At 46.1% G+C, this 20,468-nt stretch carries 19 protein-coding genes and 3 pseudogenes; 2 read left to right on the top strand and 20 right to left on the bottom strand.

Annotated elements, in window-relative coordinates; genetic code table 11:
* Nucleotides 1-12: 12 nt before the first annotated feature.
* The 16 genes from HQ49_RS00810 to HQ49_RS00735 form a co-directional block, all read right to left on the bottom strand.
* Nucleotides 13-675, bottom strand: a complete 663-nt coding sequence (locus HQ49_RS00810) for a 3-oxoacid CoA-transferase subunit B (RefSeq protein ID WP_018964626.1) — start codon at nt 673-675, stop codon at nt 13-15.
* 23 nt (nt 676-698) lie between these two features.
* Nucleotides 699-1,490: a lysine 5,6-aminomutase subunit beta gene (gene kamE / locus HQ49_RS00805; RefSeq protein ID WP_039417869.1), complete on the bottom strand. Its 792-nt coding sequence runs from the start codon at nt 1,488-1,490 to the stop codon at nt 699-701.
* On the bottom strand, nt 1,487-3,058 hold the full coding sequence (gene kamD, locus HQ49_RS00800) for a lysine 5,6-aminomutase subunit alpha (protein WP_039417868.1): 1,572 nt from the start codon (nt 3,056-3,058) through the stop codon (nt 1,487-1,489). The genes kamE and kamD overlap by 4 nt, the downstream gene beginning before the upstream one ends.
* 27 nt (nt 3,059-3,085) lie before the next feature.
* Nucleotides 3,086-4,477: a lysine 5,6-aminomutase reactivase ATPase KamC gene (gene kamC / locus HQ49_RS00795; protein ID WP_039417969.1), complete on the bottom strand. Its 1,392-nt coding sequence runs from the start codon at nt 4,475-4,477 to the stop codon at nt 3,086-3,088.
* Nucleotides 4,477-5,496, bottom strand: a complete 1,020-nt coding sequence (kamB, locus tag HQ49_RS00790) for a lysine 5,6-aminomutase reactivase subunit KamB (protein WP_449421053.1) — start codon at nt 5,494-5,496, stop codon at nt 4,477-4,479. The genes kamC and kamB overlap by 1 nt, the downstream gene beginning before the upstream one ends.
* 79 nt (nt 5,497-5,575) lie before the next feature.
* On the bottom strand, nt 5,576-6,826 hold the full coding sequence (kamA, locus tag HQ49_RS00785) for a lysine 2,3-aminomutase (protein ID WP_018964630.1): 1,251 nt from the start codon (nt 6,824-6,826) through the stop codon (nt 5,576-5,578).
* Between the two features lie 101 nt (nt 6,827-6,927).
* Nucleotides 6,928-7,971 carry an L-erythro-3,5-diaminohexanoate dehydrogenase gene (gene kdd, locus HQ49_RS00780; protein ID WP_004584457.1) on the bottom strand — a complete coding sequence of 348 codons (1,044 nt, stop codon included), beginning with the start codon at nt 7,969-7,971 and terminating at the stop codon, nt 6,928-6,930.
* 41 nt (nt 7,972-8,012) lie between these two features.
* Nucleotides 8,013-8,834: a 3-keto-5-aminohexanoate cleavage enzyme gene (kce, locus tag HQ49_RS00775; RefSeq protein ID WP_039417867.1), complete on the bottom strand. Its 822-nt coding sequence runs from the start codon at nt 8,832-8,834 to the stop codon at nt 8,013-8,015.
* 26 nt (nt 8,835-8,860) lie between these two features.
* Nucleotides 8,861-9,250: a 3-aminobutyryl-CoA ammonia lyase gene (gene kal, locus HQ49_RS00770; protein WP_033317114.1), complete on the bottom strand. Its 390-nt coding sequence runs from the start codon at nt 9,248-9,250 to the stop codon at nt 8,861-8,863.
* 55 nt (nt 9,251-9,305) lie between these two features.
* Nucleotides 9,306-9,950, bottom strand: coding sequence for a CoA transferase subunit A (locus tag HQ49_RS00765; RefSeq protein ID WP_039417866.1), 645 nt, complete (start codon nt 9,948-9,950; stop codon nt 9,306-9,308).
* A gap of 269 nt (nt 9,951-10,219) precedes the next feature.
* A complete protein-coding gene (locus HQ49_RS00760) occupies nt 10,220-11,143 on the bottom strand; it encodes a dihydroorotate dehydrogenase (RefSeq protein WP_039417865.1) in 924 nt (307 codons plus the stop codon).
* Nucleotides 11,125-11,922 carry a dihydroorotate dehydrogenase electron transfer subunit gene (locus HQ49_RS00755; RefSeq protein ID WP_039417864.1) on the bottom strand — a complete coding sequence of 266 codons (798 nt, stop codon included), beginning with the start codon at nt 11,920-11,922 and terminating at the stop codon, nt 11,125-11,127. The genes HQ49_RS00760 and HQ49_RS00755 overlap by 19 nt, the downstream gene beginning before the upstream one ends.
* A gap of 51 nt (nt 11,923-11,973) precedes the next feature.
* A complete protein-coding gene (locus HQ49_RS00750; protein WP_018964636.1) occupies nt 11,974-12,414 on the bottom strand; it encodes a helix-turn-helix domain-containing protein in 441 nt (146 codons plus the stop codon).
* Nucleotides 12,415-13,818: 1,404 nt separating this feature from the next.
* The gene (locus HQ49_RS00745; RefSeq protein ID WP_018964637.1) at nt 13,819-14,595 is read right to left on the bottom strand and encodes a DUF4252 domain-containing protein; all 777 of its coding nucleotides are present in this window, start codon (nt 14,593-14,595) and stop codon (nt 13,819-13,821) included.
* 15 nt (nt 14,596-14,610) lie between these two features.
* On the bottom strand, nt 14,611-15,171 hold the full coding sequence (locus tag HQ49_RS00740; RefSeq protein ID WP_039417862.1) for a hypothetical protein: 561 nt from the start codon (nt 15,169-15,171) through the stop codon (nt 14,611-14,613).
* On the bottom strand, nt 15,161-15,739 hold the full coding sequence (locus tag HQ49_RS00735; RefSeq protein WP_230623859.1) for an RNA polymerase sigma factor: 579 nt from the start codon (nt 15,737-15,739) through the stop codon (nt 15,161-15,163). The genes HQ49_RS00740 and HQ49_RS00735 overlap by 11 nt, the downstream gene beginning before the upstream one ends.
* Nucleotides 15,740-15,885: 146 nt before the next feature.
* On the opposite strand from HQ49_RS00735, the pseudogene HQ49_RS00730 reads away from it, so the two are divergent.
* A pseudogene (locus HQ49_RS00730) lies at nt 15,886-16,161 on the top strand (DUF4138 domain-containing protein); the annotation flags it as partial.
* A gap of 5 nt (nt 16,162-16,166) precedes the next feature.
* Nucleotides 16,167-16,598 (top strand): annotated as a pseudogene (locus HQ49_RS00725) (conjugal transfer protein TraO); the annotation flags it as partial.
* Here the strand turns inward: HQ49_RS00725 and HQ49_RS10440 are convergent.
* From HQ49_RS10440 to HQ49_RS11915, 4 genes and pseudogenes are all read right to left on the bottom strand, one after another.
* A pseudogene (locus tag HQ49_RS10440) lies at nt 16,594-16,746 on the bottom strand (transposase); the annotation flags it as partial. The pseudogenes HQ49_RS00725 and HQ49_RS10440 overlap by 5 nt on opposite strands.
* 297 nt (nt 16,747-17,043) lie before the next feature.
* Nucleotides 17,044-18,735, bottom strand: coding sequence for an alkaline phosphatase (locus tag HQ49_RS00720; protein ID WP_018964642.1), 1,692 nt, complete (start codon nt 18,733-18,735; stop codon nt 17,044-17,046).
* A gap of 38 nt (nt 18,736-18,773) precedes the next feature.
* Nucleotides 18,774-19,967 carry a M24 family metallopeptidase gene (locus HQ49_RS00715; protein WP_039417860.1) on the bottom strand — a complete coding sequence of 398 codons (1,194 nt, stop codon included), beginning with the start codon at nt 19,965-19,967 and terminating at the stop codon, nt 18,774-18,776.
* Between the two features lie 105 nt (nt 19,968-20,072).
* Nucleotides 20,073-20,375 carry a DUF1661 domain-containing protein gene (locus HQ49_RS11915; protein WP_039417859.1) on the bottom strand — a complete coding sequence of 101 codons (303 nt, stop codon included), beginning with the start codon at nt 20,373-20,375 and terminating at the stop codon, nt 20,073-20,075.
* Nucleotides 20,376-20,468: the final 93 nt, after the last annotated feature.

Raw genomic sequence — 20,468 nt, 5'->3', positions numbered from 1 at the left:
TAAAAACTCTTTTTATTGTTGCATCGGGATGATCTCAGAAGCAAAAGTCAATGAAGCTTCAGTCGCAGCTTGTACTTGTTCTGCTGTAAAATCCGGATGTATTTCTGTTACGACAAGGCCTTTTTCCGGGCACACTTCGATCACACACATTTCTGTGATAATCAGGTTTACTTGTCCTTTTGCCGTAAGCGGCAAAGAGCATTTCTTCATGATTTTGGGGCTACCCTTGGCTGTATGCTCCATGGCCAAAATTACCTTGCGAGTTCCTACCAGCAAATCCATGGCTCCTCCCATACCGGGTGCTTTCTTGCCGGGAATAAGCCAGTTGGCCAAGTCCCCATTTTCGTCTACTTGCAATGCTCCGAGTACACTGACATCCACATGTCCACCACGAATGATGGCAAATGAGGTAGCACTGTCAAATGAGGCAGCACCCGGAATAGCCGTAATGGAACCTCCCCCGGCATTGATCAGATAAGGATCTTCTTTGCCTGTTTCCGGAGCAGGGCCCATCCCAATCATGCCATTTTCAGACTGCAAATATACTTGTACTCCGGGTTTTAGGTAATTGGGCACCATCGTCGGCAGACCTATACCGAGGTTGACCACATCACCATCTTTCAATTCGAGGGCAACGCGCTTGGCGATCACTTCTCTGATTTGATCTTTTTCCATGATGAAAAATATTTTATCGATTTCTATTTGTTATTCATTCTCTTATGAAACTCCTGAGCGATGAATGAAGCAACATCATCCGCATATGTATTGGCACCGAATCCTGCATCATAGCCAAGCTCTTTGGCCAATTCATAAGTGATACGAGGCCCTCCACAGGCCAAGATCATCTTATCTCTCAGACCTTCTGCCTCCATGAGTTCGACCAGCTCTATCAGATTCTTGATATGCACATCTTTCTGTGTTACTGTTTGAGATACCAAAAGAGCATCAGCATTGAGCTCGATTCCCTTGGCAATAAACTCTTCATTCGGAACCTGACTGCCAAGATTGTATGCTTCGATCATTTCGTAGCGTTCCAAACCATAATGACCGGCAAAGCCTTTCATATTCATGATGGCATCAATGCCTACCGTATGGGCATCAGTGCCTGTACTGGCTCCAACCACTACTATCTTTCGGCCGATATTATCACGGATAAAGTCGTCTGTTTCAGCCATATCCCATTTCGTAGATTCTACTTTCGGAACATAGATAGAGCTATAGTCTACTGTATGTTCGCAGCTTCCATAACAGTTGAAAAAAGTAAAACCTTCTGTCAGTTCGCGGAAGAATACTACTTGAGGATTCTGCATCCCCATTTTCTTGATGAGCTGCTTGGCTGCTTCGATGGCTTCATCTCCAGCCGGAACAGGTAAGGTAAAACTAAGCTGCACTTTACCGTCATTCATCGTATCGCCATAGGGCTTGATGCGCGATAGATCTAATGTCTGATCGAAATCTCTTCCTTCTGTCGAATATAGTCCACCGCTCATAACTTACCACTCATATTAAAGTTTTTCATCAGCTCGATTGTCGGGTTGTAGTAGTGTGCTTCCTTCTTGGCAACACCGCTTAAACCCTTTCCTCCGTTCATCGGGCGTTTTACATCACCAAAAATACCTTTTTCCAAAGCAGAGAAGAGACCTTCTTCCTTCAATCTTTCAAGCAAATTGACGGTCTTGTCAAGCACTTCACGTGCTCGGCTCTGTACGATACCACCCTCCTTGAACTCAACCTCCGATCCGATATTCTTCATATTGGAGAAAATATATTTGGCATTTTCGATCGAAAGATAGCGGTCGCTCATAAAAGGAGTATGGATAGCTTCGGTAGGCATACCGAGCAGCTGGATACCCTGAGAGGTCCACACACCGATTATATTGAAAAGGGCATCCTGCAAATGACCACGGAAAATGTTGCCGGTCATGAACTTCGTAGGAGGCATGTATTTAAGCGGAGCTTTGGGGAAAATTTCTCTGGTCATTTGTGCTTGGGCCAACTCGAAAAGGAATCCATTTTCGAGCATGGGATCCATTTCAAATGCATGTCCAAGCCCCATCTGTTCTGAAGGCAATCCGGCTGTAAGAGCCAGCTGCTCATTGATCAAATCCGAGGCAAGTACGGTATGTGCTTCTTCTACGGCATCAGCTGTGGTCAGATAGTTATCCTCGCCAGTATTGATGATAACACCGGCAAATCCGTTGATGACACGACTCATGTACTGATCCACCAGAGTACGTTGCATATTGATGTCTCGGAAAAGAATTCCATAGAGAGCATCATTGAGCATTACGTCCAAGCCTTCGAGTGCTCCCATTACGGCTATTTCCGGCATGCAAAGACCCGAACAATAGTTGCAGAGCCTGATGTACCGACCGACCTCTTCTCCAACCTCATCCAAGGCTTTTCGCATGATACGGAAGTTTTCCTGTGTAGCAAAAGTTCCCCCGAATCCTTCTGTCGTAGCTCCGTAAGGGACATAGTCGAGCAAACTCTGTCCCGTAGTACGTATTACGGCAATAATATCGGCTCCTTGGCGAGCAGCTGCTTGTGCTTGAACGACGTCTTCATATATATTGCCGGTAGCAACAATAACGTATAGATAAGGTCTTGTCCCTTCTCCGAGAGTCTCGATATAGTCCTCTCTTCTCTTTCTGTTGGCAGCTATTTTTTGCATCCCTGCTGTTATGAGCGGTGCCAATGTGTCTGCAATGACGTTGGCAGGACAGAAGGGATAAGAGGTAAGATCTATTTCGCCGACAGCCACACCTTCGGCAATTTCCTGAGGAGATTTCCCTGTAGCAACTATTCCATTTGCTAAAAAGAACAGAGCACCATGCCCCAAAACATTCCGGTCTTTCAGATGGTCGACCAATACATTGGGTAGTGGAACAGCATTGCCATCCACTCCATCAACCCCGATTAGGCGACAGAGGGTGCGTTCCACGGCTACAGTCGTGTATTGTTCGACGAATGTCTGTACGTTACCGGCTATTTCTCCGGCAATGCTTCTGGCATATTCTACCTTGGAGAAATCAATTCCGACTTTACTTTTTTGCATACTTATGATATGTATTCTTGCTTTATGCTATTTCGTGTTGTTCAAAAACTGTTTACATTCTGTCATGAGAGCCTCATTAACCCCAAGGATCTCTGCTATGCGTATTGCTTCGTGTGGGACATCGTTTCCGCTCACTTCTTCGAGCGTATAGTCCACACATTTGGTGAGGGAGTTTACTTGTAGAGGCAGGTTCACTTTGTCTTCTCTAAAACCACGCACTTTCAAGCGGCGACATGGAATGTCTATACTGCCATAATGTGTAGTGACGAGAGATCGGATCTTATACCTGCTCAATATAGCCAATAACCCACTGACAATGGCTTGTCCTTCTACAGGATTCGTTGTCCTTGCAGGTTCATCGACTAAAACGAGTAGTTGCTTTCCCTGTCCGGCCTCATCGGCAATGGACGAAAGACACATCATTTCCGCCCCGAAAGAGGAAAGCCCCTGTCTAATATCTTGTGCATCTCCAAGCGAAAGCATCACTTTTTCCACAGGGCATATCTCTGCCTTTTGTGCCGGCACATAAAAGCCATATTGATAGAGGATCTGAGCTAATGCGACTCCTTGCAGCAGCACACTTTTTCCTGCCATGTTAGCACCGGTAATTAAGGTTGGCAGAGAGGGTAGGGCTATATCTACCGGCTGGAATTTTTCTCCTTTTTCTTCCAGGAGGCTAAGAACATGTGGATGTACCAGTCCCGTATAGTTCGTAACACTATGACCGGAAACCGGTTTGCTCCATCCAAGCTGAAGGAATAGCTTGACCTTTGCTAATAACAGGTCTATCGCTCCCAACAATTCCAGAGCTGTAGCCAATCCAGCAGCATAAGGAGACAGCTGGCGAGAAAGTTGCTTTCGGACGATGTCTTCTTCTTGCAAACTTTCATTGCGAATTTCGATCTTGGCGTCTTCGTTTGTTTCCTTTTTGAGCTTGTCTCTCAACTCTCTCAATGTCTCCGAATATGCATCATATATATAGAAATGAGGAATTTTCTTTTCCTCCGGATCCAAAACGGAAACAATATGCGACAAATCGGGTAGGGGAGAGGTGAGATCATCTAACTTGTAAAAACGGATCAAATCCCGAATATCTTCACTTAAAATTGCCAAGAATTTGATCTCGAAAAAATCAATATCCGTGCAAACTACGTGGTCTGAAAGAGAATATATCGTTCCTTGGATGTCACGCAGCTGCATTAATTTGTGTGCGATCTCATCCAGACCTCTTTCTTTTCGTTGGTCTGCTTGGTATGAGATGGCTATTTCTACACGAGAAAGAAGCTCTTCAATATCGGAAGCCTCGGTCAGGAACTCTTGCTCCATCAGACAACGCCACCCCACAGATGAGAGTATGCACAACTCATCTATCACATAGCGGAGACCGCTGATACTGCTTATCTGTTCCCGTAGTTTCATCAGCATTCAAGCGAATTTAGCCCTCTTACATCGTAGACCGGAATACCGAGAGCTTTTTCCATTTCTCTGCGCAGCACTTCGGATTTCAGCTTGTACCCGCTGGGTGCTACCGGATTGATTGTCACGGCCAATAGCTTACCTCCATACAGAGATTTGATCTCATGTTTGCTCTGTAGAAAACGATCTACTGCTTCCGGCAAAGCAAACATACGTGTAAAATCTCTGATAATGAGACAGATTTTATCATCAGAGAGGCGAAGCTGTTCCAATAAGTTATCACTAACGGCTCCGGATACATAAATTCTGTTGCCGAAGCGAGTCAGGTCATTTCTGTTAGATGCATTCAGCATCAGTGCCGAACGAATCCCCAAGTCGTGAACGTTGCCCGACTCATCTATCCCCCATATGCCTTGTTCGATGGGGTCTAATCTCTCTGCCAATTCGACTTCCACTGTAGGTAAAGAGATCAATCGATACACGGCAGCCGTTTTACGGACCAACTGAGGTATATTGATGGACAAAGCAGCTCCGGTAGCTAAAATCATAGCATCGGTAACGACAGGAGATGCCAGACACTTGCGAGAAAGAGCTCCATCTACAATAGTAGTTTGCACTCCGGAATTCGATAGGGTAGTTATCATTTTTCTTAACCCACCCGTCGTGGAAGGCCCTGAGAGCAATATCTTACCGGGTTCCAAAGAGCAGGCCGTGATGAGCCGTCCCAATGCAGTCCGATCTTCGCTGACATCAATAATCTCTGCAATCAGTTCTTTCTGTAGATAATGCAACTCGGAGGTAACGAATATCATCCCTTTAGGCACCACTATTTCCGGCTTGGCTGTCTGAGTTACCTGGTCACTCTTTTCTCCATCTATGCCTATAGAAGTAAGGGCAACCCTATGCCGATAGGCATCGAGTCGCCTGATGATATAGTTGAGCGTTTCCGTTTTGCCGGTGTTCTTCTCCATTCCGAAAATGGATATGCTCCGGCTCTGCATGATCTTTTCTACAAAAGGCAATTTTTTTCTCTCTTTCTCTCTTTAAGCAAGCTCTCTCCCCAATGGCTTTGCAAAGGGGAGGGAGCTTATTTTCAATCAATTAGTTCTTATCGAACTTGCGTTTTTTGCGAGCTAAGTCGGAAGGCTCGATAGCCAACTGCTGGCCTCCGGAAAGTGCGGCTACACCCTCTTTATGCTTACCGGCTCGACAGTCCTCACAATCACACTCCTCATGATAATTCTCCGGTTCCGTATAGGTCGTGATAACACCTTCATAGTTGCGAAGAACCACATGTCGTGGGGACTGAGATACAACATAGTTCGGCATTACAGGTATCTTACCACCACCCCCCGGAGCGTCTACCACAAAGGTGGGGACAGCATAGCCCGAGGTGTGTCCACGCAGGTTCTCGATAATCTCGATGCCTTTGGATACCGGTGTGCGGAAATGACCTATACCAAGCGAGAGATCGCATACATAGATATAGTAAGGACGCACACGCATCTTTACAAGCAAATGCACCAATCTCTTCATCACATGCGTACAATCATTGATTCCACGCAATAAAACCGTTTGGTTACCCAACGGAATACCTGCATTGGCCATTCTTTCACAAGCCTCTACAGCTTCTTCCGTAATCTCATTCGGGTGGTTGAAGTGGGTGTTCAGCCACACGGGATGATACTTTTTGAGCATATCCACCAATTGAGGCGTTATGCGCTGAGGAAGGACTACCGGCGTACGGCTTCCTATACGAACGATCTCCACATGAGGTATTTCGCGCAGACGCTTCAATATGTATTCCAAGCGATCGTCGCTGACAAGGAGGGCATCGCCTCCCGATAGCAAAACATCGCGGACTGTCGGTGTATTGGCTATATAGTCAATGCATCGATCGATACGCTCAGAAGGAGAAGAAGCATCTTTCTGTCCTGCGAAGCGACGGCGAGTACAATGACGACAGTACATCGAGCATTTGTCCGTGATAAGGAACAATACACGATCCGGATAACGATGAGTCAGTCCGGGTACGGGCGAATCTTCATCTTCACTAAGTGGGTCTACCTGATCTTCAGGAGCACGTACCAATTCCTGATGAGTAGGAATAGCTTGTTTACGAATCGGACAATTAGGATTCTCGGGGTCTATCAAACTCAAATAATAAGGTGTGATAGCCATTCGGAGCACTTTGAGCGATTCTTTTACTCCCTCTTCTTCTTCAGCGGTGAGTGTAACGTACTTTTTCAGCTGGTCGAGCGTCTCAATTCGATTGAGGACCTGCCAATGCCAGTCGTTCCATTGCTCATCGGTGACATCAGGGAAATAATACTTTCTACGACTTTCTGCCATGGTTATTGTGAGCTTTGGCTGATTATCTAAAAAAGAATACTACGGAGACAATGATTCCGAACCGGCTTATCATCTCTCCGTAGCAGCTTATTTCTTACGAATTAAGCGTACAATTCTGTGAAAACTTTACGCAAAGCCTCACATTCCCGAAGCTCCTGCAGTGTGATTTCGGCATGACCCTTGGTATAGCCATTACCAACGATCATAGTCACGTCACTGCCTACGCCCTCAGCCCCCAAAGCGGCTTTGGTGAAGCTTGTAGCCATAGAGAAGAAATAGACGATACCATCATTCTTCGTACAGAGGATGCTCGTCATTTCCGTATCGGTGATGTTTACGTTGTTGATCGTAACATCACACATCTCTCCGTTCGTAAGCTTTTCGATCTCTTCCATTACGGGTACCGGCTTCGTTGCATCGGCAGAGAATACATGATCACAGAAACCGAGAGCTTTCAAGCGATCCGTACTCTTCTGTGAGTGGCAAAGACCGATTACCTTACCGGTTACACCGGCACGTTTCTTGGCTTCGTAGCAGCAGAGCATACCGCTCTTGCCACCTGCGCCGATAATAAGTACCGTATCTCCCGGCTTCACCAATTTGGCTGTCTGAGCAGGAGCACCTGCCACATCAAGAGCCGACAGAGCCAACTTTTCAGGCAAATCGTTAGGAATCTTCGCATAGATACCGCTTTCGAAGAGAATAGCCTTTCCTTCGATGTCCACTTGATCTACATCCGGACGAATTTCCTTGATTTTGTCGATGCGGAGCGGCGTTAGAGAAAGCGACACGAGCGTGGCAATCTTATCGCCTACCTTCAAGTCGATTTTGTCTTTGAGAGCATCGCCGATCTTTTCAACTACACCGAGAAGCATCCCGCCTGAGCCTGTTACAGGGTTGCGATGTTTACCTTGTTTGGCTACAATGCCAAGCATGATTTCGGCGATTTTGGCCTTATCTCCACCGGCCTGTTCATGAATCTGCGTGAAACTTGCAGAGTCTATATTCAAAGTCTTAACATCGATGAGAATCTCATTGTCGTAGATTTCATCCATGTTGTTGTCCACTTTTTCAGCGGGCTGGGGTAGAACGCCCTGAGGGGCTAATACACGGTGTGTGCCGTATTTGTTTCCTTTCTTTTGCATTGTCGAAACGTATTGAGTGAATTTTGTGAGTTTTAGAGCCTTTATTTGCTAAGCCCCAATATCCGACGGGCTTCTGCCGGAGTGGCTATCTCACGACCCATTTCCTTGGCCATACGTACCACTTTTTCTACCAATTCTCCATTAGAGCGAGCCAAAACTCCTTTGGATATATATACATTGTCTTCGAAACCTACACGCACATGTCCTCCATCAATGATAGCCAGTGCTGCGAGGGGAAATTCATAGCGTCCCACACCTGCTACAGTATATGTGGCATCTGCGGGGATACTTTCGCGAAGGAAAACGAAATCACGCATTTCTCCGCTGATACCGCCATTTACACCCATTACGAAGTCGAAGTGCATAGGGGATTGGATATAACCTTTGCGGTGAAGACGAAGAGCCATGTCGATCATACTCTTGTCGAAGACTTCGAGTTCGGGTTTGATACCACGCTCGATCATTTTCTCCCCGAAATATTTGATCGTATTTTCCGTATTGGTGAACACTTCATCACCGCCGAAGTTAAGGGTGCCACAATCCAAAGTAGCCATTTCGGGAGAAAGCTCTGTCGGTTGCAGACGTTCATCATTCGTCATGCCCACAGCACCTCCCGTCGAAGGCTGGATGATTACATCGGGACATACTGCCTTGATGGCATCCATGACTTCTTTGAAGCGATTTTTATCTTGAGTAGGGGTACCATCATCGTATCTCACATGGAGATGAATGATGCTGGCACCTGCATCATAGGCCGATTTGGCTTCACGTACACACTCTTCTACCGTATAGGGAACGGCCGGATTATGCTCTTTCAGAACCTCTGCACCGCAGATGGCTGCCGTAATGATCAATTTTTCCATAATTACAGTCGGTATAATGGTTTTACTTATTTGTTGCGCTGGCAATTAGCCGGTACCACACAAGTGCCCGTAGCACGGCATACCACTATAGGTTCGTCAAGTACATCTGCTGCCGAATCCGAAATATCAGTACGAGGACGAATCACCTTACGGGCTTCGAATTTCATCTTTCGACTGGTATTTCCCACATGAGTGATTTCGCCTACAGCCTCTATATAGTCTCCTGCAAATACCGGAGCCAAAAATTCCACATTGTCATAAGCACAGAAGAGGCCTTCATCACCGTCTTGCATGATAAGGAGTTCTGTGGCAACGTCTCCGAAGAGCTGGAGCATGCGAGCCCCATCTACTAAGTTACCTCCGTAATGAGCATCATGTGCACTCATCCGAAGACGGATCATTGATGTCTTTGTCATAGTCGTATTGGAGTTATTGTGAGTAGTTGATTGGTCTGTGAGCAGAGATTACTGCTTATTGAAGGATATAATCCACGAATATGCCACTGGTGTGGATTTGTTCCATGGGGATCTGTCCGGTAGGGCGGATTTCTTCAATTTCTGCTACTACACAGTCTGCTGCCATAGCCATCAGCGGCTGGAAGTTCTGTGTTGTACCTTTATAGATGAGATTCCCGAATTCATCGCCAACGCTTCCTTTAATAAAGGCAAAGTCAGCACGGATAGGTTTTTCGAGCAAAAAAACCTCGCCATCAATCTTGATCTTCTGTTTGCCTTCTTCGATTACAGTCCCAAGCCCTGTAGGAGTCAATACTCCTCCCAAGCCGGCTCCTCCTGCTCGTACTCTCTCTGCAAGAGTGCCCTGAGGACTAAATTCGATTATCAACTCGCCTGTATTCATTTGATCACCGGTCATGGGGTTCGTACCGATGTGAGAAGCTATCAACTTCTTCACCTGATGGTTTGCAATGAGCCGACCGCAACCACGATCCGGATAGGACGTGTCATTCGCAATAAGGGTGAGATCCTTGACACCGCTCTTTACTAGTTCGTCGATAATCCTTTCGGGGGTACCATTCGCTAAAAAGCCACCCACCATGATAGTCATACCGTCCTTAAACAAGGCGGACAACTTTTCAGCCGAAATCGCTTTATTCATGGTTTTTTCTGTTTTTTATTTTGTTGAGAATTCTATTTCCTTCTCTTTTCGTGACAAATCTGTATGTATCAACTTATTTCGGTTGATATAATTGCGCACCAAAGATAGTGCCAATTTGGGAGTTGCAAAAATAACAGTAGAGCCGAGGCTTATGGCTAAGCATCAGTCGGGGATTAGCTGTTTCATAAAGAGTTCATTCAAAGGATAAGCACATACATAAGTAAACATAATTAAGATTATCGTTTTTTATTGATTGCCTTGCACGCCTTCTAATTATGTTCAATTACGAGTGAGCCGATCAGCTCTTTTACATCACTGATTCCATGCCTTCGGAGATAATCCTCTATGCCATCGACTATATGAGAAGCTGCAGCAGGATCTACGAAGTTGTAGCAGCCCACCTGCACAGCCGTGGCTCCGGCCAATAAAAACTCGATGGCATCAGCCGCAGATGCGATCCCTCCCATACCGATTATAGGCACTTGTACCACCTTGGCGGTTTGCCATACCATACGTAGGGCAATGGGCTTGATACATGGCCCGGAAAGGCCTCCTGTAATGGTCGAAAGGATGGGACGGCGTTTTTCCGCATCGATAGCCATACCAAGAAACGTATTGACCATCGAAATGGCATCGGCACCCTCAGCCTCTACGACACGAGCTATCTCTGTGATGTCAGTCACATTGGGAGAAAGTTTTACGATCAATGTCTTGTCATAAGCTCGGCGCACAGCTTTAACGACGGACGCCGCCCCCTCGCAGGTAACGCCATAAGCCATACCTCCCTGCTTGACATTGGGACAAGATATATTCAATTCTATAGCCCGGATATGCTCCAGCTCATTTATTATTCGGGAAGTCTCTGCATAATCGTCCAAGGTGGAGCCACTTACATTGACGATCATCTCCGTCCGATAATCCTTGACAACCGGATATATATGCTCTACAAAGTAGTGAACACCCTTATTTTGCAAGCCCACGGCGTTCAGCATCCCCGATGCAGTCTCGGCCATGCGTGGATACGCATTCCCTTCCCGATGATGGAGCGTGGTTCCTTTGACAACTATGGCACCTAACCGGTCTATATCGATAAAATCTTTGTATTCGGTACCATAGCCATAGGTGCCGCTGGCAGTCATTACGGGATTTTTAATAGTTAATCCCCTACCGATTTCTACTTCTGTTCGAACCATTGTAATCTATCTGTATTGAAGACCGGTCCTTCCGTACAGACGCAAAGATTGCCTTCTTTTGTATTTTCCACACAACACAAACATGCCCCGATACCACAAGCCATCGTATTTTCCAGAGAGACTTCGCAAGGGATATTTCGTTGGCGTGCCAGGGATGCCACCGCCACCATCATGGCTTTCGGGCCACACACATATATATGAGAAAAATCAGCATCCCGAAGGGTCGGGTGGTTCGTGACAAAGCCCTTCACCCCCAACGAACCGTCCTCTGTGGTGCAATGCAGGTTGGCAAAGCGGGAAAATCTGTCCTGCATAACGATCAGATCGGCAGAACGCGCACCAAGCAGAACATCCGGCACGATCCCCATCTCTCTGATACAACGGGCCAAATAGAGCATAGGAGCCGTGCCTACACCGCCACCCACGAGAAGAGGACGGTACTCTCCATCCGGCTGATCGTTAAGCGTAAAGCCCTGTCCAAGCGGATATAAAAGATCCAACGAATCGGATACTTGCAATAAAGCTAAAGCATGTGTGCCCTTGCCTGCTTTTTGAACCAGAAGCAATAGTTCCTGCCGTTCGTAATCGACATCACAAACAGAGATAGGCCGACGCAAAAAAGCCCCTTGGGCATCAGTCAGTACCTGAACAAACTGTCCGGGCTTTATTTCCGGCAGAGATAATCGGGCTTCATTATGCTCCGGTACAAGTGTAAGAAGGAAATAGCTGTCGTTTAGCTTCGTATTGGCTGCTACACGCAGTTTATGGTTGTATTTCATCGAGAAACCGAGTTGCAGTATTCGAGTGCAAAATTACGAAAAAAGAGAGGCTTACTCTTTGTTTGAGCGAAACTCTTGATAGCTGCCATCCGAATAGAAAACCGTAATTCTCTCGATTTGCTTCGCAGGCATTTGAACGATCTTGATTTCCGGCTCCGGTCTGCCCGATGAGCTCTGTATGCCGGAATTATCTTTAGTCCTTGTATGCAACTCCTGCTCCGGCATGGAAGAATAAGAGAAAAGATCATTCTCAAAAGGCATTTTATCCGATTGTTGAGGCCCTTTGCCAAAGATAATCCACTCCGCACTCCATTCATCGAATCCCTGCACGATCTTGTTGATCATGTCCAAGGTCACTTTATTTCTGCCGGAGGTAATGTGCGTCAGAGCGGAACGGGAAATTCCGGCTTGATCAGCGAAAGCAGAAGGAGTCATTCCCAACTGCTCCATCATGGAAAGAATACGCATCTTAATTGCATCTGCATCGATCATAATACTGTTTTTTTGTCACCTTTTTGAGCAAATCATATCCACAGAAGCAAATTTACAAATTCGAATTTACATCCACAAACGGGACAACAGCAATGTACAACCCAAACTAATTACAAATGTATCACACATTTGTGCGATTACACTTGGATTGTCAATAAGCTTGGAGTTATCAACATCTACCATCAGTTTAGATTTATCCTATAATATATTGGTTATAAGTAATATAATATATCACATTAGAACTTATAAGGCCATTACGAATCAACAACGCCACTCCCCCACTCTATTTCGATATAAATACTTCATATAATATAATATAATAACCTGATAACTATTGTATTATACATTTAATATAAAGGTGTATAAAGCTGTATTGCTCGGTTTGTTTTCAAGTGTAAATCGCTGCAATACACATGTATATTAAGATCGGTTCAATTTGATTACATCCTGACCGAATCAAGATTGTAAACTGAAAACGAGTTTCGAAGTGTAATTTATCCCCATTTGTGACTGCACAAATGTAACGCAATAAAGATGGATCCTCTAAACTGACAAAATGGCGGTATCAACAAATTAAGTGGCTTAAAAAACATGGCTCAGAAGGCTTCTAAAAATTTTCGATGACCTCTCACTACCTCAATAGCCTTGAAGGGGATATTCGGCCTAAAAAGGGCAAAATATGGCACCGATGATAAAAAAGAGAAATCCAAGTAGCCGAATAGCCTGTTCTCGACTCTGATGATAAATAAAGAAACTACCTTCTCCTTAGCGTAACACTTGCACTAAAAACACGCGCCAAAAAAGTTTTCAACAACCAAGATGAGTTTGGAATGATTCCAAATAAGAGGTTAATAAGAAGCGGATTTTGAAGGCCAAAAGGTGTGGAGGTGGACTTTTTCGGATCGAAACAGGGCTTTTGAGAGATAGGATAACGATCTATATACAAACCGTTTTCGATAAATATATAGATCATTTTCGATTTGTATATAAATCGTTTTCAATTTATATATAGATCGAAACTCATTTCTATATAAATCGAAGGCCGAAAAAGGCCTTTTCACTGGGCTATAAAACAGAGGCACCCACATGATTCGTAGCCGAACCGTGTGGGTGCCTTATATTTTGGGGAGACGGTATCTATTCTTTATTCCGCCTCATTCCATAGCTGCATATCTCATTCAATCCGGTATATGACACAGGTATAAACAAAAGATATGGCCATAGTTAGTCATAGTCCTTGGATGGAGGACAGGTTGGGAGTCGGAGTGCAGGATTATTCTCATAGGTCGTTTACTAATATAGTTTGATACAAGCGGCATTGCAGCTCTCAGCAGGCTGCTGTAACCGTAGGCAAAAGTACGCATTTATCCGACACCGATGCTTGTTTCCCTGAAACGAAAAAGCTCAATCCAGATCGGCCATATCTATCTTCCAGGTAGAATCGGGAAAAATCAGATAGGATTCTGCTCCTGCCTTTCGGAGTTCTTCCCGGGCCTTTTTCATTTCTTCGCGGTATTGTTTGCGAGCTTTCTCCATCTCTTGGCGGAACTTTTCCCGCTCCTTGCGCCATTCTTGATTTTGCTTTTTCTGAGCCTTGAGATACTCTTGGTAGTATTTCTCCTTTTGCTTGCGATATTTTCGCATAGCCTCCGAGTTGTCAGGCTTCAAAACGTTCCACTCCTTGCGGAAATAACGCGAACGACCATTGGGATAAATCATTTGATTGAGCTGCTCTCGCGTGAATGTCCCTTCCATGACGAGTGCACGTATTTCCTCCGTGTCCTCCGTGTACAGGACAAGTGTCCGAAACGTATTCTTCTTGCTCTTCTCGGCATAGAGACCGATTCGCTCGCTGCCATCCTGTACAGACATCAGCTCCTCATAGTCCTTACGGCTTCCACTCATAATCGGTGAAAAGGTCCTGCGAATCAGAGCCGCGGACGAAGAGCGATTCATATCGGTCGAAAAAATGTACATCCCATCCAGCAACGACATATTGATGCTAATATCCGTCTTCCGTTTCAGGTACTTCGAAGCCATTTTGAGCATCGACTTGGAGAGATAGACGGATTCGATGCCGTTATCTTTCCTGAGTTCTTCCACTTTTATACGCTGGGCATTGGCTATCGGGGACAGCATACATACAGCCACGATCAGGGCTACGATCATTTTTGCTTTCATCTCTATTCTCCTTTTTTATTCTATTGTGTTTCTATCATATTCCTCTTCGGACATAGCTGTCTCCGTGTACAAGGCTTCCTCTTCCCATCCGAGCATCTCCACAAACTCCCCTTCCGCATCAGCTCCGCGATCGAGACAATACTCCAATAGCTCCATGGCGTAGGCCGTTTCGCGAACGGCTTCGTCCCGATCGAGAGCGATCCCGTTCCTGTTGGACGAAAGCTGCCCCACCGTATTCAGCTCCACCGCCACGCCTATGGCCAGTGCCAAAGCCACACAGGCTACAGCCCCGTAGCGTACCCACCGAAGCAATAACCGCCTTGAAGGATGCCGGACACGATCCTCCCAACTCGCTATCTTCTCCAAGAGAGCCTTATCCGAATCATCCTCCATGGCCGTCTCACGCTCAGGAAGACCGATCAATGCTCGCAAAAGCTGCAAGTCCGAATCGTAGGGAGCCGGATCGGGCAATCCCTCCAGCAAACAATACAGCTCCAACTCCTCCTCCGGAGAAGTGGTACCGGCATAAAAACTTTCCAGTAGCCGGTCGATTCTATTTCTCTCTTCACGCATCATCTTTCATCACCTCCTTAGCTTCTCTACGTAGTCTGCACAGTATCACCCTCACATTGCCCTCCGTCAGATCCAACCGGCGGGCAATCTCGCCATTCGAAAGCCGCCGGAAGTGGCTCATGGCAAAGACCGTCCGATGCAATTCGGACACACTTCTCAACCACTGCCGTAGCCTCCCGATTTGCTCCGAGAGCAGTAGATCGGCCTCACCACCGTGAGCCTCGGACACTTCCTGCACCTCGGCAGCCTCCAAGGAAGTCGGATAAGGGCTGTTGCTTGCCTTTCGGATCAGGCTCAGGCAGTAGTTCCGAGCTATTCGGATGGCATACGCCCTCGGATTGTCCAGTCCGTCCAGCCGCATTCGTGCTTCCCACAAACGCAGATAGACCTCTTGGGTGGCATCCTCAGCCTCCTCCTCGTCGCGCAAAAACGCGTGGCAAACAGCCCGAATGGAGGGGCGAATAGGAAGAAAAATCTCCTTGAAAGCGATAGTATTCACGTCGTACTCAGTCCGTTCTCTTGTGTAAAGGCAGGCATCCGCAGGAATGCCCTTGTATATATGAAGATGCAAAAAGCACTCATTTGTTACAAACGGAAGGAAAAACTTCTGCCGCCACCGAGCCTAATCGGAAGGAAAGTTATCACAATCGGAAGACCGCCAGACGATGATAGCCCAACCTACACCTAAAATAACAGCCTGCAATTTGACCTATAGACCTCTCTTTCAAGGTGATGGATAAGAAGGTTGCCAAGTGTACTGCTATTCAGGAGCGAGTTCTGCAACCCTTGCGAGCATACCATCAAGTGATGCAGGTGCGTGCCGAAGATAGTGAACGTACCGTCTTTGCTCTTGAGCAACTCGCTCTCTCAGAGGATAAGCAACTCGAAGTTACCCTCTACGAAAGAAACGGAGGACGTATGCTCTCTTTCTACCTCGAGCAGGAAGACCTCTTAATGGCTAAGAAGATTGACAACCTCAAACTCAAATGGTAAATCCTATGAAGAAGTTTTGTTTACTCATCGCTTGTGCCCTCTGTGGACTCATCTCCGCAGAGGTACAACGATTCATCCCGAAACAAAAAGGCATTGAGGTCACGGCATCCGTACCACTTATCAAGGGCGAAAGGCTCTTTACAAATGGTCAATTTGGGGTGAGCGTTTCGCTCACCAAGTATCTCAAGCGAGAGAACTATGCCTTCCTTTCGGCAGACTACGAAGAGCAGAGCTTGCCTTATCGCTCGCATCAAGTGCCGATGCGTGATATGCTCTTACAAGTGGGTTATATGCAACCTATCCTCTCAGACAGAGGGAAGAATATCTTTACCTACCTCGGCATCTCTACCCTTGGTGGCTATGAAGAGCTAAATGAAGAGAAGACGCTTCTGCCCGATGGGGCAACACTACTTGACCGCTCTCGCTTCGTCAAAGGTTTTGGGAAATGTAGCCTCTATCGGCAATGAGTTTGCCAAAAAGATTCTTGGTGAATGTTCCGTCTTTCAGAGGTTCTCTGTCATCACAATTGCCCGGTGTGATTTGATAGTTGATGACTTCACCCTTGTCGTTGATAACAATATGTAACGTCAGTTTGACGTATTAGTAACAGACAAGAGCGTTTACAATAAGGACTGAATCCTTGTCTTATCATTATTGCAGATCAAAAAGACAATAGACATGAGCGAGAATACACTTTCCGTCGGACACGAATAAGAAAATAAAACCCCGAAAGTTGTACAAAAACTTTCGGGGCTATCTACGCTTTAGTTATTCTTGTTATCTCTATCAGAGAAAAACATTCGGATCCATCTACAACATCTCATGGGATGTGTACAATCGGATCTGATCTTTCGATGCGTTTCCGACACACATCAAGCGGGCTTACTCTCCGAATAAAGAACGCAATTCACGAGGCAAATAGAAAGTATTGGTCTTGTCTACATAGACTACTACGGAAGACAGATCAACAGCTTTCTTATTGAAAATAACTGTATTGGAGAAAGGTGCTACCAGTAAGCGACGGCTACCTTTTTTCACTTCAAGAACAGGTAGCTCCCCTTCCTTCTCTCCGCCTTTGATACTGTAGCTCATACCTTGGAACACCTCCGTATGAGGAGCAAATATCTTATCAGTAAGGACGGGCAATTGGCCTCCTAAATCAAACAGACGGCATAGGTAGTCATTCAGTTCATAGTTTATGACCATTCCCATCGGACGTGTATCCTGCGGATGATATGCTGCCAGTAGCACTTCTTCGCCGGTATGTCCACGAGTGGTGAAACCGATAGAAGTATGTTCAGTGTAAAGCGATGCGATAAAAGTACTGAGCGAACCGCTGTAGAGCGACTCCGTAGTCAGTTTTCGCTGTTCTTCGGGTATAGGGCTATGGATGTAGTCAGGACAGTTGTAAAGAGCTTCCAGCTCTTGGGCATTCAGCTCGAAACCACAGACCTCCTTCACCAGACTCTGGACCTTGTCCACAGGAGTATTCATCAAGCGGTCTGCAAGTCCGTCGGCTGTCATACGGAAACGACAGAGCTGATCGAAAAGATCTTTTGCCGTACGCTTATCATAGTCTTTGACACTTTGTTTGCCTATACTTACGCCACTATTGCCATGATCCGACACGATGATAACGGCTGTTTCACCATCTCGACGTGCAAAGTCGAATGCTGCAGCACAAGCGCGATCGAAAGCAAGGTATTCGGTAGCGATCCCCACAGGATCGTTGGCATGTGCAGCCCAATCCACTTTACTACCCTCCACCATAAGGAAAAAGCCTTCTTCAGATTTGTTCAGCTTGTCGATAGCCAAACGAGTCATTTCTTCCAATGAAGGGATTTTGGCCGTATCCCGATCCAAATCGTAGGGCATCTCACGCTCTCCGAATAAAGCCCACATCCTATCACCTTGGAAACTTCGCATGCCTTTTATATCATCCAAGAAGAGTCCATAGCCACGGCTATTGAGCACGGATTGTAGCTCCGGATGGAGGAAACGCGTTCCACCTCCGAGCACGACATCCAGGTTTTGGTGTACCATCTGCGCTGCAATCCAATCGTATTTCTTACGAGAATAAGAATGCGCAGAGCAATCGGCAGGAGTAGCATGAGGGAAGTGACAAGTTACCACAAGACCCGTTTTCTTTCCCTTCATAATTTTAGCTGCCTCCAGAAAAGTAGCCAAGGGCGAATAAGCACGAGCCTTATCCACCGGAATCAGATCAGCATCACCCGAACTGACAGGATAAGTCGATACAAAACCCGTATTAGATGGCATACCCGTCATATAGCACGAAGTAGTAGGAGCAGAGTCTCCAATAGGAGCATCGGACGAATAGGTCAGCACAGTGCCGCATATATACGGATCAATAGCCAAGTGCTGGCGTTCGGGATTCAGGTATCGCTGATACCAACGAGCCAGAGAAACTGCTGAGAGAGAAGTACCATCGGGAATCATCAGAATGACGTTCCGAACAGGCTTGACCTCCCGTGGCTGACCGGCATATAGAGCCGGAGAGAGTACGATAATAAAAAGAAGAATCGTACTAAGAGTTTGTTTGATTCGTTTCATTGTTTGTTAATCTGTTAAATGATTGATTTAATGTTCTATTATTTCACGACAGCTGATAGATCTATCAGCTCTTCAGAACAAATCGTTAGTTTCTCTACGCCGGATTCCGTAACCAGAAAACTATTCTCATTACCTACGGCCCCAATACCGGGAAGAACGAATTTGGGTTCGAACGCTATTACCATCCCCGGCGTTAGCACCTCTTTGCTACGAGCCATTAGCACAGGCATTTCATTGATCTGTAGACCTATGCCATGTCCCACAAATTTAGCTTGTTGCTTCGTCCCCATGAATTTATCGGAAGCTCCCGCCGCTTCCACCATCTCCACAGAGCGATTGTATAGATCGGCACACGACATCCCGGGTTCGGCACTCTCCATTACCTTCGCCTGAATTTCCCGACTAAGGTCATGCAATCGCAGGGCTTCGTCCGATACTTTTCCGATAGCGTAGCTGCGAGTCATATCGGATATATATGCGGAATAGTTACCGGCCATATCCACCATAACGCACATACCTTCCTCCATGGGCGATCCGTTTGCGCCCAACGGCAAAGCATCTGTGCCACCTCCACCCATCGCGAAATCATAAGGAGACGGCGACTCGGCATTATCTCCTACGATCACATTGCCCATATAGATTTCCATTGCAGAACCATATGTTCTGAATATACCTTCGGAACCATAACTACGCATCAAATGTTCGATTGCGATCTGAAACTCTTTATCGGTCATACCCGGCTTATAAAGAGAGGGAATACGTGTATAAACTTCACCATGCACGGCTGCAGTCCGACGAAACAGTTCTATTTCACCCGGTGTCTTGATCATTCGTAAACGGCGCAACAAAGCCGTAGCATTACCGTATTCGGCATCCGGAAAGATACTGCGTTGGCGCTTGATATCGCTATAGGAAGATTCATCGTTTTCAAGCATGATACGTCGAGGCAAAACGCCTCCTCTATGCTGAATTAACGCGGGAATGTCTTCGAGTTTACGTATGGGACAAATATTTCCCTCCTCAATTACTTGTGGACGACGAACGAAAAAGATCGGTTCTCCCTCTGCCGGCAAATAGGCTGCTCCTCCATATATGGATCCGGAGAGATAAAGCAAATTGACATTACTTGTCACCAGCAAAGCATCATATCCTTCTTCTTCCATTGCTATACGTACGCGCTCTTGGCGTATTCGGAGATCTGCCTTCAAGGCTGCAGACGCTAATTTGATCATAATATTTTGAGATTATTTTGATTAACGGAACAAAAGTACTGAAAAGCATATTCGCAAGTCATGAATAATCGCGATTTGTCAGTACAGAAAACCATCTTATCCGATTTAGAGAGCCTTGCCGATTCCCCGATTTGCTTCTTCTACTTGCGAAAATCCTGATATTGGGATTTGACTGACATGGACTTTATCGGCAATATTGAGTCGTATCCATTTGGACAATGAATAGCAATGCAAATCATAAAAACGAATGATTTCGCTACACCGGAGGCTCGAGAACGTGCGACTTCGATCTATCGCAGCCTTAGCAATACGCTCCAAAAATGCCGTAACTGCGGTCTGTATTTCCTGAAACAGGTGGCGCGAGAATTTTTTCGTTGTGGCGCGTAAATTTTTTGCTTGCCACGCCAAAATCAAAAAGTTTGCGCGCCACGTTTTGGGGAGTAGCAAACGGGAAAATTTTCGCGCGTAAACCGATCGGTCATTAGGATTCCACTCCGTTTT

Source organism: Porphyromonas gulae (assembly GCF_000765945.1).
Lineage (GTDB): Bacteria > Bacteroidota > Bacteroidia > Bacteroidales > Porphyromonadaceae > Porphyromonas > Porphyromonas gulae.
This window is presented reverse-complemented; position numbering and strand designations above follow the sequence as displayed.

Coding starts and splice junctions, on each gene's coding strand:
- HQ49_RS00740 (WP_039417862.1), bottom strand. CDS start 15,171: ATGATGCGTGAAGAGAGAAATAGAATCGACCGGCTACTGGAAAGTTTT.
- kamD (WP_039417868.1), bottom strand. CDS start 3,058: ATGCAAAAAAGTAAAGTCGGAATTGATTTCTCCAAGGTAGAATATGCC.
- HQ49_RS00715 (WP_039417860.1), bottom strand. CDS start 19,967: ATGATCAAATTAGCGTCTGCAGCCTTGAAGGCAGATCTCCGAATACGC.
- kamE (WP_039417869.1), bottom strand. CDS start 1,490: ATGAGCGGTGGACTATATTCGACAGAAGGAAGAGATTTCGATCAGACA.
- HQ49_RS00750 (WP_018964636.1), bottom strand. CDS start 12,414: ATGATCGATGCAGATGCAATTAAGATGCGTATTCTTTCCATGATGGAG.
- kamA (WP_018964630.1), bottom strand. CDS start 6,826: ATGGCAGAAAGTCGTAGAAAGTATTATTTCCCTGATGTCACCGATGAG.
- kamC (WP_039417969.1), bottom strand. CDS start 4,477: ATGAAACTACGGGAACAGATAAGCAGTATCAGCGGTCTCCGCTATGTG.
- HQ49_RS00760 (WP_039417865.1), bottom strand. CDS start 11,143: ATGGTTCGAACAGAAGTAGAAATCGGTAGGGGATTAACTATTAAAAAT.
- kce (WP_039417867.1), bottom strand. CDS start 8,834: ATGGAAAAATTGATCATTACGGCAGCCATCTGCGGTGCAGAGGTTCTG.
- HQ49_RS00720 (WP_018964642.1), bottom strand. CDS start 18,735: ATGAAACGAATCAAACAAACTCTTAGTACGATTCTTCTTTTTATTATC.
- HQ49_RS00810 (WP_018964626.1), bottom strand. CDS start 675: ATGGAAAAAGATCAAATCAGAGAAGTGATCGCCAAGCGCGTTGCCCTC.
- HQ49_RS00755 (WP_039417864.1), bottom strand. CDS start 11,922: ATGAAATACAACCATAAACTGCGTGTAGCAGCCAATACGAAGCTAAAC.
- kdd (WP_004584457.1), bottom strand. CDS start 7,971: ATGCAAAAGAAAGGAAACAAATACGGCACACACCGTGTATTAGCCCCT.
- HQ49_RS00765 (WP_039417866.1), bottom strand. CDS start 9,950: ATGAATAAAGCGATTTCGGCTGAAAAGTTGTCCGCCTTGTTTAAGGAC.
- HQ49_RS00745 (WP_018964637.1), bottom strand. CDS start 14,595: ATGAAAGCAAAAATGATCGTAGCCCTGATCGTGGCTGTATGTATGCTG.
- kal (WP_033317114.1), bottom strand. CDS start 9,250: ATGACAAAGACATCAATGATCCGTCTTCGGATGAGTGCACATGATGCT.